General features: G+C 34.1%; 15 protein-coding genes. 8 read left to right on the top strand and 7 right to left on the bottom strand.

Annotated features, from left to right (window positions below; translation table 11 throughout):
• Positions 1 to 564: 564 nt before the first annotated feature.
• The 4 genes from CN514_RS07600 to CN514_RS07615 all read right to left on the bottom strand — a co-directional run bounded on the left by CN514_RS07600 (position 565) and on the right by CN514_RS07615 (position 5,231).
• On the bottom strand, positions 565 to 1,818 hold the full coding sequence (locus CN514_RS07600; protein ID WP_098232082.1) for a DUF723 domain-containing protein: 1,254 nt from the start codon (positions 1,816 to 1,818) through the stop codon (positions 565 to 567).
• A gap of 131 nt (positions 1,819 to 1,949) precedes the next feature.
• Entirely contained in the window at positions 1,950 to 3,770 is a 1,821-nt protein-coding gene (locus tag CN514_RS07605) for a VirD4-like conjugal transfer protein, CD1115 family (protein ID WP_098232083.1), read from the bottom strand.
• On the bottom strand, positions 3,767 to 4,519 hold the full coding sequence (locus CN514_RS07610; protein WP_098232084.1) for a relaxase: 753 nt from the start codon (positions 4,517 to 4,519) through the stop codon (positions 3,767 to 3,769). Before CN514_RS07610 ends, CN514_RS07605 begins: the two co-directional genes overlap by 4 nt.
• Before the next feature lies 1 nt (position 4,520).
• Positions 4,521 to 5,231 carry a hypothetical protein gene (locus tag CN514_RS07615; protein WP_098232085.1) on the bottom strand — a complete coding sequence of 237 codons (711 nt, stop codon included), beginning with the start codon at positions 5,229 to 5,231 and terminating at the stop codon, positions 4,521 to 4,523.
• Between the two features lie 446 nt (positions 5,232 to 5,677).
• On the opposite strand from CN514_RS07615, the gene CN514_RS07620 reads away from it, so the two are divergent.
• The 8 genes from CN514_RS07620 (at position 5,678) to CN514_RS07655 (ending at position 12,282) form a co-directional block, all read left to right on the top strand.
• A complete protein-coding gene (locus CN514_RS07620; RefSeq protein WP_098232086.1) occupies positions 5,678 to 5,899 on the top strand; it encodes a hypothetical protein in 222 nt (73 codons plus the stop codon).
• Positions 5,900 to 6,244: 345 nt separating this feature from the next.
• Positions 6,245 to 6,481, top strand: a complete 237-nt coding sequence (locus CN514_RS07625; protein WP_098232087.1) for a pilin — start codon at positions 6,245 to 6,247, stop codon at positions 6,479 to 6,481.
• A 51-nt stretch (positions 6,482 to 6,532) separates the two neighbouring features.
• Positions 6,533 to 7,378 (top strand): conjugal transfer protein TrbL family protein, encoded by an 846-nt coding sequence (locus tag CN514_RS07630; RefSeq protein WP_098232088.1) that lies wholly within the window; start codon positions 6,533 to 6,535, stop codon positions 7,376 to 7,378.
• A 13-nt stretch (positions 7,379 to 7,391) separates the two neighbouring features.
• On the top strand, positions 7,392 to 7,742 hold the full coding sequence (locus CN514_RS07635) for a hypothetical protein (RefSeq protein ID WP_098232089.1): 351 nt from the start codon (positions 7,392 to 7,394) through the stop codon (positions 7,740 to 7,742).
• The gene (locus CN514_RS07640; protein WP_098232090.1) at positions 7,699 to 10,101 is read left to right on the top strand and encodes a TraG/VirB4 family ATPase; all 2,403 of its coding nucleotides are present in this window, start codon (positions 7,699 to 7,701) and stop codon (positions 10,099 to 10,101) included. Before CN514_RS07635 ends, CN514_RS07640 begins: the two co-directional genes overlap by 44 nt.
• Positions 10,098 to 10,646 carry a hypothetical protein gene (locus tag CN514_RS07645; protein ID WP_098232091.1) on the top strand — a complete coding sequence of 183 codons (549 nt, stop codon included), beginning with the start codon at positions 10,098 to 10,100 and terminating at the stop codon, positions 10,644 to 10,646. Before CN514_RS07640 ends, CN514_RS07645 begins: the two co-directional genes overlap by 4 nt.
• A 2-nt stretch (positions 10,647 to 10,648) precedes the next feature.
• Positions 10,649 to 11,722 carry a lysozyme family protein gene (locus CN514_RS07650; RefSeq protein ID WP_098232092.1) on the top strand — a complete coding sequence of 358 codons (1,074 nt, stop codon included), beginning with the start codon at positions 10,649 to 10,651 and terminating at the stop codon, positions 11,720 to 11,722.
• 14 nt (positions 11,723 to 11,736) lie between these two features.
• On the top strand, positions 11,737 to 12,282 hold the full coding sequence (locus CN514_RS07655) for a hypothetical protein (RefSeq protein WP_098232093.1): 546 nt from the start codon (positions 11,737 to 11,739) through the stop codon (positions 12,280 to 12,282).
• A gap of 137 nt (positions 12,283 to 12,419) precedes the next feature.
• Here CN514_RS07655 and CN514_RS07660 read toward each other — a convergent pair whose 3' ends face one another.
• The 3 genes from CN514_RS07660 to CN514_RS07670 all read right to left on the bottom strand — a co-directional run bounded on the left by CN514_RS07660 (position 12,420) and on the right by CN514_RS07670 (position 14,757).
• Positions 12,420 to 12,707: a DNA ligase LigA-related protein gene (locus tag CN514_RS07660; RefSeq protein WP_098232094.1), complete on the bottom strand. Its 288-nt coding sequence runs from the start codon at positions 12,705 to 12,707 to the stop codon at positions 12,420 to 12,422.
• 165 nt (positions 12,708 to 12,872) lie between these two features.
• Positions 12,873 to 13,625 carry an alpha/beta fold hydrolase gene (locus CN514_RS07665; RefSeq protein WP_098232095.1) on the bottom strand — a complete coding sequence of 251 codons (753 nt, stop codon included), beginning with the start codon at positions 13,623 to 13,625 and terminating at the stop codon, positions 12,873 to 12,875.
• Between the two features lie 214 nt (positions 13,626 to 13,839).
• The gene (locus CN514_RS07670) at positions 13,840 to 14,757 is read right to left on the bottom strand and encodes a phosphotransferase (RefSeq protein ID WP_098232096.1); all 918 of its coding nucleotides are present in this window, start codon (positions 14,755 to 14,757) and stop codon (positions 13,840 to 13,842) included.
• Positions 14,758 to 15,173: the final 416 nt, after the last annotated feature.

Raw genomic sequence — 15,173 nt, forward strand, 5'->3', positions numbered from 1 at the left:
TGATTACTTTATGAGAAATATTTGTAGTTTTTTAGAAAAAAACCTGTAGTTATAAGAAAAAATGGATAGTAAAAAAGAAACCAGATCCCATATCTGGATCTAAATATTTTTAATTTTGTATTCGTGTGCGATTGAAAAAAGAGTCAGATGGATACCTGGCTCTTTTATTTATATATTCCGGAACAATTCTACTGTACGCAATTCCGAACACCATAAAAGGACTCGAACACCAACATATTTGGCCGTAATTACTTCGGACGCTTCAAGAATTTTCATAAACGAGTATAAACACTTTTTTATCAATGTGACAAAAAAGAAAAAAACAATTTATGTGCTTGAGATGAGGGTTTTAACGCATCGAAAACGGTAATTAATATACTAAGGTTAATAAAAATCTTTTAAAAAAGGGTGTTGTTAATTGGATTTGACAGTATGGATCGCAATTTGCCAGGTATTACTTTTTCTTATCTTTATTGGTTCAATGTATTTTGGAATTAAGCTTATTTTTAAGAGGATAAAACAAAAATAAGACCGCATAATGATTGCGGTCCTTTTCTTATTACTTTAAGCGAATAGATTAAGTTGTTCATTCACTTTTACTGCCATTGTTTGTTTAAATTCTCCCGAATTGTACCTAATTTTAAAATCATATATGTGTTCCATTGTAACATTATCCCCATAAATTTTATGGAACAAATCGTGTATTTTCTTTTTCATTAGTACACCCTCATATTGATTGTGAATTTTTTTAAACTCGATTTCAATTCTCTCTAATTCTTCTGAAGTGTACAGAGAAATATTTTCTCTAATTTCCAAACGAGCAGCTTCTAGAGCTAAATTACGCAATTTATGGAAGGGGATCGGATGATGAACTTGTAAATCTCTGCCTTTATTATTAGTTATAAAACACCTACCATTATATTTATTGAAACATTCGTATTTCCATTGTTTCGTCTTATCTCTTAAAAAGGTGTTCAATGAGGATAATCCACCCTTCCAATTGTTACCATTTTCCCCTTTACTTATTTCTGATAAGTATTCATATTGACAATATCTACAACCTTTACCATCCCTTAAGCTATTAAATCTAATTCGCGTGTCTTTCTCGGGATGCTTCGGACATCTATACTTCATTTTAGTACTATCGTTTTTATAATCTGTCTCGAGTAATTCATAACCTCGCTTTTCAAATTCAGCTTTAACACTTTCGAAAGATAATCTAGTTTTAGAATGAGCTTCTTCCCTACCACAATAATTACAACCGTGTCCGTTTTTAATATCACTTAACCTAGTCTTCATAATTTTTTCTGGATGTTTCGGACATCTATATCTCATAGGGGTGTAATTATTTTGATATTCAGTTTCCAATAATTCATATCCAGATTTTTTAAATATTTCTTTCGCTGCTTCTAATGTGTGTTTTGTCATTCTTTTTTTAGTTTTATCGTTATAACAATATTTACAACCGTATCCTTGTTTTAAATCACCAAGAGTTATTTTTGTTTCTTTGTTCGGGTGTTCTGGACATTTGTATCTCATTTTAGTTTTAATATTTATATATCTTTTCTCTAACAATTCGTATCCACGCTTTTCAAATTCCTCGATTGCTTCTTCATATGTTATTATTTTCCCTGCACAATAAGGGCAACCGTAGCCACTTTTAAGATTGTTTATATTTATACTTGTTTCTTTATCTGGATGAAGTGGGCAACGATACTGCATTTTCGTTTTACTATTTTTATAAACAGTTTCTAATAGTTCGTAATTACGTTCTTCAAACAATTTTTTTACTTCTTCATATGTTAATTGTTTTCCCACTTTTTTCAAAACCTCCTAGGGTTGTTATTCTAATTGTTTAGACGTAGCCTAAAACAAGAAAAAGACGTGCGGTACACTTAGACCACACGTTTTTCAATGTTGAAATTCTTTATTATACGGTCCTCTTGCTATTAAACAAATAAATCGATTGGTTGTTCTTCTTTTTCTTCCTCAAATTCTTCTATTACAGGCTTCGGAGTAATATTAATTACTTCTTGGAACCTGCGATCCGGCTCATCAGCCCAGTTTGTTTGTTTAATATTTTGCCATTTCTTTTGTTCAAAGAAGAAATATTTATCCAGGAAAGCTGGTGGCTGACCTTTTTGAATCAGAATCAATTTACGATCATCTTTATTACGAACATCTTCAGGCCTCATAAGGTCCATTCCAGTCATCGAATAATTTAAACCATTACTTGAACCACGGTCATTTTGGCTTTGTGAGACTGAATTCGTTAAGATTGTTGTAGAACCTAACATCTTTGAAACTGGTACGGCTGTTGAACTGTCATTAGCTTGAAGAACGATTAAATTATCGCAACTATCGCTGATTTCAGCTACAATACCTTCTCCATAACGATTTTTAAACTGTTGCATCCCTTGGAAAATCAGATTAATGTAAACTCCGCGGGATCTCATTACTGAAACACGCTTTTGCAAATCATTAATAGGAGCAATGTTCGCAATTTCGTCTAATATCAATCTTACTGGTACATCTAAACGATGATTAGGTCGTGTTCTAGCCTCTTTTACAAGCTCTTGAAACACTTGGTCCACGACAATTGCTGTAATCAAATCAAATGTTGATTCTTCATCTCTGGTAAGAATGAATAGAGCCATTTTTTTCTTACCTAAGTCTTTCAATGTAAAGTCACTGCTTCCTGTAAGCTGTTGGATCTCTTTGATAGCCCATAATTGTAACCTTACACCAAACCCGACTAAGATACCGGAACGTGTTTTATCTTCCGATAAACTAAAGATACGATAGAATGTTTTTGCTTCCGAATCATCCGGTAAACCTTCGAATAATGTATCTAGATATTCTGGGTCTTTTCCGATTTGCAACCCTAATTTTAATACGTTTGATAGATGTTGCTCTTCAATTGGGCTAGCTTCTTTTAGATACAAAATTAATGCTGCATATAAACTACGCTCTGCCTTCTCCCAAAAATCACTCTTCTTTTCTTCACCGGTATTTTTCATTATCGTATTAACCAATGTAATAGCTTCTGTTCCACTATTTACGTAATGAAGGGGGTTATATCTGTCTGATTTGAGAAAATCTAAAAGATTAACACGAACTACTTCATATCCTAAAGACTTTAAATGAGGCACTGTAGCATTATAAATATCTCCTTTTGGATCAGTTACCACAAAGCTGTTACCCATTGTTTCAGAAATATGTAAGATGTTAGGGATTGAGTAGCCTGAAGTCTTCCCACTGCCTGATCCACCATAAACTATGACCATTTGGTTGTTTTGATTGGTAAGTTCTTGAATACACTGTTTTCCGTTAAATCCTCCTACAATCATTCCTTTTTCTGACTGCTGGAATCTTTGTTTTATTTCTTTATTATTGGCCCATCTAGCTTTTCCGTGAATGCCGTGTTTGGAAGCATCAATCTTACTGAATCTTTTAGATTTACCAAAGAGCATTTTTGAAAAGAAAACGGAATAAGCTAACCAGTAAATTCCTTGGACCTTAATATTTGTATAAAGCGTATGTGCAAATTGAGTAGATTCATCTCCTCCAGTTCCCCATATAAGCGTTTTAAATGGGGCTAATGGCGTTTTAGTTAATGAATCTAACAGAATACTTAACCCCTCAATTTTGTTTGTTTTCATATAACCTACAAGCAATATCAGATACCCTAGTATCAATAAATTAAAAGCAAATCCTAATGAAATAAACATTCCAACACGTATGATCCATCTGTTATCTTTTAATTTCATCGACTCATCCCTCTTCCTTTTGATTTTTCTCGTTCTGCTTCCTGTTCAATTTGCCTCCAGGCCTTTCGTTGAATACGTTCCATATCACGATGACTTTGCTTAAGTAGCTGTTCCACCGTATTAATCATATTCTTTGAGAAACCCAATTCGGAAGAAGGAGATGAAGGTTGATAATCTTGGGTTTTGCTATATTCAGTTGTATATGTTCGTTCCCTTTCTTTATCAAGCTCCTTTAAAATATCCCTTGCTTCTTCCCTGGAGAAGTTTCGCTCTACTTGTAATCTTTTTTCGTGTTCTGCTATCTCTTTAAGCATCTTAACGTGAATCGGATAAATACCAACTTGTCGTCCATCTTCAGATCTCCCGCGAAAAAAAATATGCACGTGGGGATGATTCGGATCGGAATGATATCCAGCACCCCAGTCTAAACGCCTTCCAATCTTTCTTTGAAATGATGCCATTGTATCTCTGGTTAATTCTTTCATATCAATTTTGAGGCGTATTTGCTCGTCTTCGCTCATCGTGAGGACCATCTTGTGCATAACAACTCCATTTCGGGGTTGTTCTTCAATTCGTTTAAAGAATTCTTTTCTATCCACTTTATCTTCTTTTCCGTTAAATAAAACGGGTTTCTCGCGGTGCTTCTCGCGATCAGCTTCGATGTATTTAATATGTGCTTTTGCTCTTTGGATTGGTTTAGTTGAACCGTTATACCGGATATACCGAAGCACTTTAACAGTCGCAACCATACTATGATTGCTCCTTTGGGACAGGATTTTGTTTGATAAATTCTTCAGTTAAAGCGCTGTTGGTTTTGAGACGGCTATAGTTCTGGATGAGGTGTTGTGTGAATTCATTAACCCAAGTTTGTAGATTCTTTTGATGTGATTCTTTCTGTTGAAGTTGATTCTGTAGTTGTTCTTTATCACTTTCCAGCGTTTGGATCTGTGTGTTCATCTGATCAAAAACCTCAGTAGCTTTTTCTAGTCGAGCGTTAACATTCGTGTTAACTTCTCTTAAGTGTTCATTTTCTTCTATTGCACCTCCTACCTCTTCTAAACCTGCTTTGTCATATTTCTTTTTCATACGAATAGCTGCTTCTTTTCGTTGCATCTCATAATGGTTTTTATTAAAGCCGGCCTTCTGATGTACATCTTCAACAAGTAAAGAAGTTAAACAAGTTTCATAAACATTTTTGGCAGTTAAATTACCAATTCTATTAACGATGTTTTTCCCAATGGATTCCAATCGTTGTTCCAAAGTTTCAATCAACATTTGTTCTGTGACAGATAAAATGGCATCAGCTTCTGTCGGTCGAAGGCGTTGAGAATGATATGCTAAAATAGCATTCTCTAAAGCCATTACTTTCTTTGATTCGCTTCCAAAATCTTCTTTTGCAATCTTCCTTAAGAGTAAAAGCATTTTTGGATCCATTCGAAAAGTTACAGATACCTTAGTCATTTCTTCACTCCTTATATACAGTCTTACACAAGTTAACTTGCGTTAGTAACGCTATCATACTATGATTCCAAAATGAAATCAATAACCAAAAAATAATTCCGGAAATATCCCATTTTACTTGCATCCAATGACAATTGGATGACAAGTTTAACTCTGCATTACCTTCTCACTTAACGTGAGACAGGTCAGGGTTTTGATCTTTTGATTGGTTTTGACCTTGCCCTTTGGTTTTCGCTTCGCGTGAATTCAAAAACAATAAAATTGGAAAGAAATCAAAATCTGAGCATAAAGAAAATTATTAGGCATTATAAAATGCATAAAGGAAATTCAAAATAATTAACGAAGTACCTTATATAAATACTATCCAACGTGAAACTTTCATTTTTGCAGATATAATATTTATGTTAAATTTAAAGGAGAGAAAAAGAGGTAAAGGGGTGTAAAACTTGTCGGATGAAAATACAATTTTAACTGCGAAAGAATATGCGGATCTGAAAGGAAAAGATAATTCCTGGGGGACTCGACTTGCAAAAAGAGCAAGTGAACTAGGATATTCTTCTCCTAAAAAAATGGGTAATTATTGGGTCGGTACATATAGCGATTGGGAAACTGTTTTAACTAAATCAGGAATTCAATTACGTAATCGTGAAAAGAAAAATAAAGATTAAATTAACTTCTATCCAGAACAGATGGTTTGCTGTCGGCTAGATTATCAAAGGGAATACTCACTACGCTCCGTTTGCCCTTTGACAATCTAGTTTTTTTGTGCGCTTTTTACTCAAACATACGCCAAACGTACCAAAAAGCACTATCCCCTTTGCGTATGTGATTGATCAAGTTTAGCACAAAAAAATGCCCTCTTAAGTGCTCCTTTCAACACCGCCTTCACACCCAAAAAGCACTCAAAAACCTTTTAAAATGTAGGAATTTGACGAATTTTTTTAGTTGTTATGCAAGTTAACTTGTGTAATAATAAGAGTATAAACAAATTACATTTTCAAGGAGGAAAACAAATGGATATTATCACGAATTTGGGAAATCTCATCACCGCCCTGTCCGGTTGGTTGGCTCTTTTGTCACTACCGATTTTAGGCGTCGTCGCCACAAAAAGTGGCATTAAGTACGCTAGTAGTGATGATCCACACGAAGCGAAGGCTGCTTTTGATTTATTGAAAAAAGCTGCCATCGGATGTGCGATTGCAGTTTCTGGAACATATTTAGCAGGCGTAATTATGGGTTACCTAAAGTAATATTTTTTTTAGTCTTTTACGCAAGTTAACTTGCTCCAAGGAGTTGATGAATTGAATTTTTTAGATCCCGTAGATTCGGCGATGGAGATTATAAGAAACTTTATGTCTGATGTCGCCTCGGATTTCATCACATCTGGAATGAAGTATATGAGTGAGTATGTAGCTAATCCTACAAACTTCAATAAAATACCTCATTTCGATGAACTAATGATAGGCACTCAAGCTATTGGTTCTTCAGTAGCAGTTGTTTTTTTCTATCTTCGATTACTAAATGCTTATAAAGATCTTGTAACCGAAGAGAGTGATGTCAACTACTCCGAAATAATCGGAAATTTTGTCATCACTCTCGTGATGGTTTGGAGCTTTAAACCGTTCCTAACAAAATTTATCTTTCCGATTACAAACGAATTGATTGAGTGGATAGGAGCTTTCAACGTAGATGTGAACGCAGCTGGTCAAGTTGTTGATAAAATCTCACCATCTGCCGGACTAGCAACAGCATCACTGCACATTTTGTTTGTGGTTCTTGTATTTGGAATAGGTTGCTTAGTGTTTAGCATCGCCTCAATGATTAGATTCGCTCACCTGGTAATTGCAATGATCGCTGGACCAATCTTTATGGCTACATACGCAAATAAATCTGGTGTATTTAAATCATTTTTAATGAGTTTAACAGCAGTTATCTTCACCCAAGTAATCCATATGTTGTCTTTCGCACTAATCGTTTGGACAGCATCTGTTGGAACATTTGAGATGCTGATGTTATCGCTTGCCTTCATTATTGTAGGAATTTGTGGTCCACACGTAATCAAACAGTGGTTGTTTAGCTCAGGAATTGGTGGAGCTAGTGCTGGAATCGGTCGTATGGCAATGATGAGATTCTCATTTAAAAGATAAAAAGGAGTTTAATATGAACGATAAAAAAATCACTTATGAAATCCCAAGGAATGTGAGAGTAAGTGGATTATTTTTGAAGCTCAATGTAAAGGGATGGGTATCTATGATTCTCATCCCTTCTTCTCTTTCAGGGCTCACATTCTTTCTTTTTGGAAAATCATTTACCTCATTTGTCATTTCAGGATTAGTCACTTTAATTACATATATTTCCCTTGAAGTAGATGATAAGACGGGGTATAGCAATTACCAACTACTATTATTAGCTTTCAATAAAAGCTTAGTGAACAAAAAAATCACACCTAAATGGGGAGGAACGGAAAATGAAGAATCAAAAAAATATGTTTACATTGACATCAAAAAATAAGAAAAAACAAGGAAAGAAAAATAGCTTACTAGCAAAGTTAAGAGGTCAAAAATTCATTGAGATCCCAGTAGAAGGTTTTGAAAACGAGGTTATTCGCACAACTGACAATCGCTATAAAATGGTCATCAAGATAACAGATCCGGTTAACCTGGATCTGTTAGATGAACAAGGCACACAAAAAGTAGTGAACAAACTAAGAGCTGCATTAAATACTCACATTACAGGACAAAGATGCCAAATCTTAATTTCATCAGATTCAGTGGATATCAATGAGTACTTAAATGAATTAAATGAAAAAGCTTCTTCGGAAAACGATGAATTAAAGATTGATGTAACACGTTCAATGCAAGAATACCTTTACGATTACTCGTTAAAAGCAAGAAACATCCACAATTTCTATATGGTGGTTGAATCAAACGAAAAAGAATATCACGAAGCGTTAAAAACACTTTATGACCTATCGAAAAACATCATTGAAAACCTTAAAAGTGCTGGAATGAATGCTATTCCAATTAAGGAAGAAGAAGTTAAGGAGTTAGTGTATAACAAGTTCTCTCCTAATACGAAATTAACACAACCTTATGAACCAGAAATGGACCTTACGGCTTGGCAGCCACCAGACTTTGTACAGAAAAATAGCTTACAAATTGATGGTATGCATTACGCCTTTTACACAATATCCTATTTTCCTAAATCAGTAGAAGCTGGTTGGTTAGATGGCATTATGAATTGCAGAGCAAACTTGGACATCTCGATATCACTAGAATCAACAGATAAAGGTGATCAGATTGAACGAATCGACAGACAAATAAGAGAGCTCCAGACGAGACTATTAGGAAAACTACCAGTTTCAATAAAACGAAAATATGAAACAGAGATTAAAAGCTTAGAAAGATTGCTAGATCGTTTATCAGATGATAGTGAGAACTTATTTAACAGTTCCATAATCTTAACAGTTCGTGAAGAAAATGAAGAAAAGCTAACATCAGCTTGTAAAAGACTAGAATCTAGTATTAAAGCAAACCGATTAAAATCAAAGAGAATCCCACAGAATCCTAACTGTTTCTTCTATTCACTTCCTTTAGGATATAAAAACGAAGATATTGAAAAACGTTACAGTTGGCCATTCTATGCTGAACTAGTGGCTTCAATGGTTCCATTTAACTCAGCAGAACTAAATGAAAATACAGGCTTATTCGTAGGTTTAAATGTTAAAAGTGAGTCACCAGTTATCTATGATGCTTGGGATAATTCAAAATATAACAATTCCAATTTGTCGATTTTGGGAGAGAGTGGTTCAGGAAAATCAGCATTTCTAAAGATGCATATCTTTCGCGAACACTGTTTCGGTAAGTGTAAACGACAATTTATCATTGATCCAGAGAGAGAATACCACATACTTCCTGGAGCAAATCGAATTATCTTTAAACCTGGTTCACCATTTGTTACAAATCCATTCCATATTCGTAGTACGGTTCTAGATTCAGATGACGAATTATTAGAATCAACGAATATTAAAGATTATCTACCTAGAAAAATCAGTGATATGTTGACGTTTTTCAAGTGGATCATTCCAGAAATGAATAGTTTAGAGCAAGCAAACTTACTTGAAGCAATTACAAAGTCCTACGAATATTACGGTTTATCATTAAAAGAAGAGATTCATCAATTACCTCCAAAGTTCCCTACTTTAAGTACTTTAGATGAAGTGCTTAAGGATATGGAGGGGATGGAACAAGTTAGAGGAACTCTTAGACCTTATATAACTGGTGTGTATGCTGGCATCTTCAATAATCAGACTAACTGGTCCCTGGATAAAGAAATTAATGTACTTGATATTAATGAACTTGATGAGAGTTTACAAAAACCGATTATGCACTTACTTCTAGGTGATTTGTGGGAAGAGTGTAAAAAAGACCGAAATGAACGCGTTTCGCTAGTTGTAGATGAGCTCTGGTTATTGGCCGACGAAAAGAATCCACAAAGTTTATTTTTCTTGTATTCAATGGCTAAAAGAATTCGAAAATACAGTGGCTACTTAGTGACAGCGACTCAAAATGTTTCTGATTTTTTGAGCATTGGAAAACACGGCAGCTCTTTGATCAATAATTCGCAGTTCAAGATTTTTATGCGATTGTCGAAGAATGATTTGCTGGAACTAGAGCAAAACTTCGAATCATTCTCTGAGAGTGAACGGAACATCTTATCTGGTAACAAACCTAGAGGATATTGCTTGCACGTGGTAAAAACAAAACACGTTGAAATGCGTACAGTCATTACACCAATCGAACAGAAATACTTGAATTTAAAACCTTCTTATGGAGATACATTATTTGCTCCAGTGGAGGTAGGACAATGAAATTAACAAAGAAAAACCTTATTTATATTATTATCGGAGTCGTATTTATCGGCTCCCTTATCGCTTTTTTTATCCAAAATAAAGATAAGGGTCCATTAAAGAAATCAACTGCTACAGTAACAACTATTAAAGAAAAGAAAGAAGAAAAAATCCTCCCACATCGTGACAATGAGGAGGATCAACAACCGGAAGTGATTACAGAATCTAAAAAAGTAGCAGAAAGCTTTGTACAAAGCTATGTAACGCTGTTACCAAAGCATTTTGAGTCGTTTTTAGAGAATGTAGAGCCAATTACAAATGAAGGTTTATATCACAAATTAATGTATGCTAACCCTTCAGAAACGAACTACAGTCGTAAGATACTTAAATTACAAGCTACTCCAATGGATGACATTATTGACCATCGTAAAACGTGGCAAATCATCGCATTTGTGAGAGAAACAAAAGATTCTGGTTCGTACCTAGATAAACAACTCTACTTTCAAACTTATGTTTCCTTAAAAAAAGGCAAATGGGTGTTAAGTGGCTTGGAGGTGAATGATTAATTATGGAATCTATTGAACAGAGAAAGGTCTCTCAAATTGGGGGACTTTTAAAACTTGCTGGTGTAGGTTCCCTTCCCATCCTCATTATTTTTCTCATTGTTGGCGTAGCTGCAACGCTCGCACTCATTACATTAAACGTAGGTAGCAATGATGGATCAGGAGGAACAGCAAAAGTATCACCTGAGGTATTAAGATATGAACCAATAGTTAGACAGTACGCTGAAGAGAATGGGATTGTCCAATATGTTCCGATAATGCTGGCTCTAATGCAACAAGAAAGTGGAGGCCGCGGCGGCGACCCAATGCAGTCCTCAGAGTCTATTGGATTGCTTCCGAATGCCATCACCTCTCCGGTTATTAGCATTCAATATGGAGTACTTCACTTTAAAAACGTCATTACAAAAGCAGATGGCGATGTGAAATTGGCACTACAATCTTATAATTTCGGTGGCGGATTTATTGATTTCGTGGTTTCAAAGCATAGTGGATATACTTTAGAGCTTGCAAAAGAATTCTCAAAGCTACAATCAGAAAAATTGGGTTGGAGTTGTAGTGATTGGCAAGAAAAACCCTACTGTTATGGAGATATTGGATATGTAGAAAAGGTATTTAATTACTATGAAGGATCAGGAATAGGTGGAAGTTCACCGGATAATCCAAATGCATACGGATTTATTTATCCTTCTGGTAATCACGAAGTCACTTCACCTTTTGGATTCCGTATCCATCCGATCACAGGACTTCCGAAATTACACGCTGGTACTGACTTTAGCTGTAATAACGAAGCAATTCCGATTTATTCAGTTAAACAAGGAACTGTAACAAAAGCAGGATGGGAAAATCCTAATAATCATAAACAAGGCTATGGACAACGCATTTATGTTGATTACGGTAATAATGTAGTTTCTGTATTCGGACATTTATCAGCTATAAGTGTAAAAACTGGAGATACGGTCCAAATGGGCCAAGAAATCGGAAGATGTGGTAATACCGGCGGTTCGACAGCAATGCACTTACATTTCGAGATTCGTTTAAATGGCAATCCAGTTGATCCTATGCCCTACTTAAAAAATTAAAAGGAGAGATTCAAATGAAATTTATCTTCCAAATATTTGCTGGTTTAATAATCGCTAGTTTATTAACTTCTACAATCGTTTTCTACAAAGTTTATCACAAGGAAAAGGCACTAAGAGAAAGATTGGATGTACATATAACAGAACTTAAAACACAGCTTAAGGTTTCTGAAGGTAATAACGAACAATTGAAATATACTGGTGAAGATTTTATAAAGACAATGTTTACCTACACAAACAAAACGTTTAAAGAAGCAAAAAAAGCCACTCTAGATCTTTTAAGTAGCAAAGGAAAGGAAAAGTACTTAGAGTCGTTAAAACCCAGTGAGGAAGACGAACCAACAGCAGAAATAGCTGATTTTACATATGATTCAACCGTAAAAATAAAAGAGTCCTATTATAAAAGAATTGATGCGGGATCTGCTTTGATAGAAATACAATTTGACCATTCTCTTATAGCAAATAAAGTGAAAAGCAGCATACCTTATGAAGCGAAAGTCTGGATCACGAATAAAAATGGAAAATGGAAAGTTGAGAAATATGAATTGAAGCAAGTTATATGAGAATGAGGATTAAAACCTCATTCTTTTTTATTTACTTTTTACAATTTGGCACTGTTAAAGTAAATTGTTGATATTTCACTAATAAAGAATAAACCATCGTTTTGTTCGTACTCCGTTACATCAATACTCGATAATATTTACTTCTTTTTATGATATTTAATTAGTTGAATAGATTTATCGTGTATCCAAGGCATATCCAAAGGTAAGTTAACGCCAGTACTCCCATCAAAGCCTTCAAACTCTTTATGAAAGACAACTTCACTTGCTTCTTTAGGATATTTCTCAGTCATTTCAACTAACTCTTTTGCCCACTTATCAAAGTCATAATCACTGATTATATTATCATTCAAATGGTAGTAGATATATGAATGAACTAACATTTGATATCTTCTTTGTTGTATCTTCTCAGCTATAGTTTGAATCATAAAAATCACTCCTTTTGATGTTGTACAGATTGTATCTACTCAGCAATAATAACACCATTTTATGAATGGGTAAAAATCAACAATCTTTTATAACAGAACCTACAATTAAAAAAAGACTGTCTAATAATGACAGTCTTAGAAAATTATGTAACTAACAATTCATTTTCATTGTTTAACTATTTCTAACATATCCTTAATGACATTTATAACAGCTTGTGGGTTGTTAATATGGATAGCGTGACCTGCATCTTCAACAATGATATGCTTACTATTTGTAGACAATGTAGCAAGTTCTTTTTGAAATGACATCCAAGCATTCATTGATTCCAATGTATGGTGAGGTTGTAAACCTCCGGTTACTACTATAAGTGGGATATTTCCAAATGATTTGGCAGCACGAATTTGTTCTAGACTTTCTTCAAATACCTCAAGTGAGCTTTCATAAGGAAATCCACTCATATAATCTTCATAAACTTCTTTACTAAATAAAGGAGCCATTTTTTTATTCTGATCCTCGTGACAGGAATCCAAGAGAATTACTCCAGCTACCTCTTCTGGATATGTACTTGCATATAATCTAACATTTAATCCTCCGAATGAGTGTCCAATTAAAACATAAGGAGGTTTTACATTTGCTTCTTGCAGTAATGTTCTAAGATTCTCCACAATTTGTTTACTATGACGTGGTCTTTCATCTGTTTCACTTTCTCCAATACCTGCCCTGTCATAAATAAACATCTTTGCGAACTTTGAAACTTCATCCCTAATTGGATTCCAGTTGTTTAATGTCCAAGCGTATCCTGAATCGAAAACTAAAGTTGGATTTTCGTTTTTTTCACCAAAATACTCATAATTTAATTTCATTCCGCCTATGTCTAACTTTTGACCAACTTCAGTTGTATTAGTAACTTTATTCATATTAGATTACCTCCATAATAATATAACTTCTTCAAGTGAGAGAAGTTCATCTTTTGTAATAATTCTCCAATTATTAATCAATTTCCTGTTCAACTACTCTGACAAGTAAAGATTAATCCCTCATTTTTTAAAATGAAAAAAGACCACATTCTTTGTGATCTTTACTGTAATTCTTATACAACTAACGTAAGCATTATTTGAATAAAAAACATTTTTAATTGGCTAATATTTTCATTCCAATCTTGTTTTTATTTTCATATATCCATAGAAACATATCTTTATTTATATCAAAAATGCTTGGATAGTCTATGAAATACGCCATAAAAATAGTTTGGATACATAACATTGTATGCCATACAGAATTAATCTCATTTTCGGACAAATTATTTATTGAATTATAACTGCTAAATAATTTATCTACAAAGATAATCCACTCTTGCCTTAATGTTTGTTCTGAAAAAACTTCACTTAGAATACTTGTCGCACAGTAACAAATATCAAAAATCCTAACATTTTCCTCTGCAATTTCAAAATCAATGATTCCAACTAATTCATTTTTTTTAGTAATAAAATTGGTCGTGTGAGCATCTCTGTGGATTAATTGTTTTGGTAAGCTTTCAGAAATATTTTTAATATCCTCTTCTAATTCTTGGAAAATAGTATTTAATTTATTAATTTTCTTACCATTATTGATTTCGTTCATTGCCCAGATATACACAGTATAGAGGTTTCTTTTTGCGAATTCATTTTCACCATTATATTTCTCCATTGCCTTATGTAATGATGCAATTATACCTCCAAATAATTGAGGAAGATTAACATCTTGAAGGCATTCCTTAGGTGTGATTGTCTCCCCTTCAAAATACTCATAAATTGAGAAATATTGACCTTTATATTCATAAAAATCTTTGCCGTTTTTATTAATCAATGGACGCTGAACCCTTGTATTAATAGAATCTAAATAATCTAGGAGTTTATGTTCTTTAACAATATCTTTTGGACCTGTTTTCTGCTTAAATACATATTTCTTACCATCAACATTACTTATTATGGATACTTTATTTGAAATCGTGTGAATATCAACTACTGCTATATCCCAATTGCTAACTATTTCAGAAACATTCAAATTCATTATATCGCCTCCCTTTAAACAAGTTATTGAATATTAATGTTATAAATTCCTTCTTTTGTAGAATGTTATTGATGAACAAAAAAGTCGATTTCCATTTTTGGATATCGACTTTGAAAATTATGTAACTAGTCGAGTAGAAAGGAGTCTTTTTACCTTACGGTAAATCGAACTCCATCCCCTCCCAGAACCGTGCTTGCGCTATTAACGCACACGGCTCCTCCAACTTATCATTCACAGAACTCAGCTAATTTCTATCTGATTTTACTATTCTGCTATCCTTAGTAGTTTTGTTTCCATTTATTCTACCTCTGTGTGTAGTAAATGTGTCCCTATTAAGGTTGATATTTTGGTAGCAGCCTTTCCTCCATCGGCATTACCCAACTTCATAGGTACTACGCTGCTATCCGACTCCCTAC

It is taken from the genome of Bacillus sp. AFS001701, from assembly GCF_002559405.1.
GTDB lineage: Bacteria > Bacillota > Bacilli > Bacillales > Bacillaceae_G > Gottfriedia.

Excerpts from the sequence above, each read along its gene's own strand:
- CN514_RS07665 (WP_098232095.1), bottom strand. The coding sequence starts at position 13,625 with ATGAATAAAGTTACTAATACAACTGAAGTTGGTCAAAAGTTAGACATA.
- CN514_RS07650 (WP_098232092.1), top strand. The coding sequence starts at position 10,649 with ATGGAATCTATTGAACAGAGAAAGGTCTCTCAAATTGGGGGACTTTTA.
- CN514_RS07625 (WP_098232087.1), top strand. The coding sequence starts at position 6,245 with ATGGATATTATCACGAATTTGGGAAATCTCATCACCGCCCTGTCCGGT.
- CN514_RS07635 (WP_098232089.1), top strand. The coding sequence starts at position 7,392 with ATGAACGATAAAAAAATCACTTATGAAATCCCAAGGAATGTGAGAGTA.
- CN514_RS07670 (WP_098232096.1), bottom strand. The coding sequence starts at position 14,757 with ATGAATTTGAATGTTTCTGAAATAGTTAGCAATTGGGATATAGCAGTA.
- CN514_RS07610 (WP_098232084.1), bottom strand. The coding sequence starts at position 4,519 with ATGGTTGCGACTGTTAAAGTGCTTCGGTATATCCGGTATAACGGTTCA.
- CN514_RS07605 (WP_098232083.1), bottom strand. The coding sequence starts at position 3,770 with ATGAAATTAAAAGATAACAGATGGATCATACGTGTTGGAATGTTTATT.
- CN514_RS07640 (WP_098232090.1), top strand. The coding sequence starts at position 7,699 with ATGAAGAATCAAAAAAATATGTTTACATTGACATCAAAAAATAAGAAA.
- CN514_RS07660 (WP_098232094.1), bottom strand. The coding sequence starts at position 12,707 with ATGATTCAAACTATAGCTGAGAAGATACAACAAAGAAGATATCAAATG.
- CN514_RS07645 (WP_098232091.1), top strand. The coding sequence starts at position 10,098 with ATGAAATTAACAAAGAAAAACCTTATTTATATTATTATCGGAGTCGTA.
- CN514_RS07615 (WP_098232085.1), bottom strand. The coding sequence starts at position 5,231 with ATGACTAAGGTATCTGTAACTTTTCGAATGGATCCAAAAATGCTTTTA.
- CN514_RS07655 (WP_098232093.1), top strand. The coding sequence starts at position 11,737 with ATGAAATTTATCTTCCAAATATTTGCTGGTTTAATAATCGCTAGTTTA.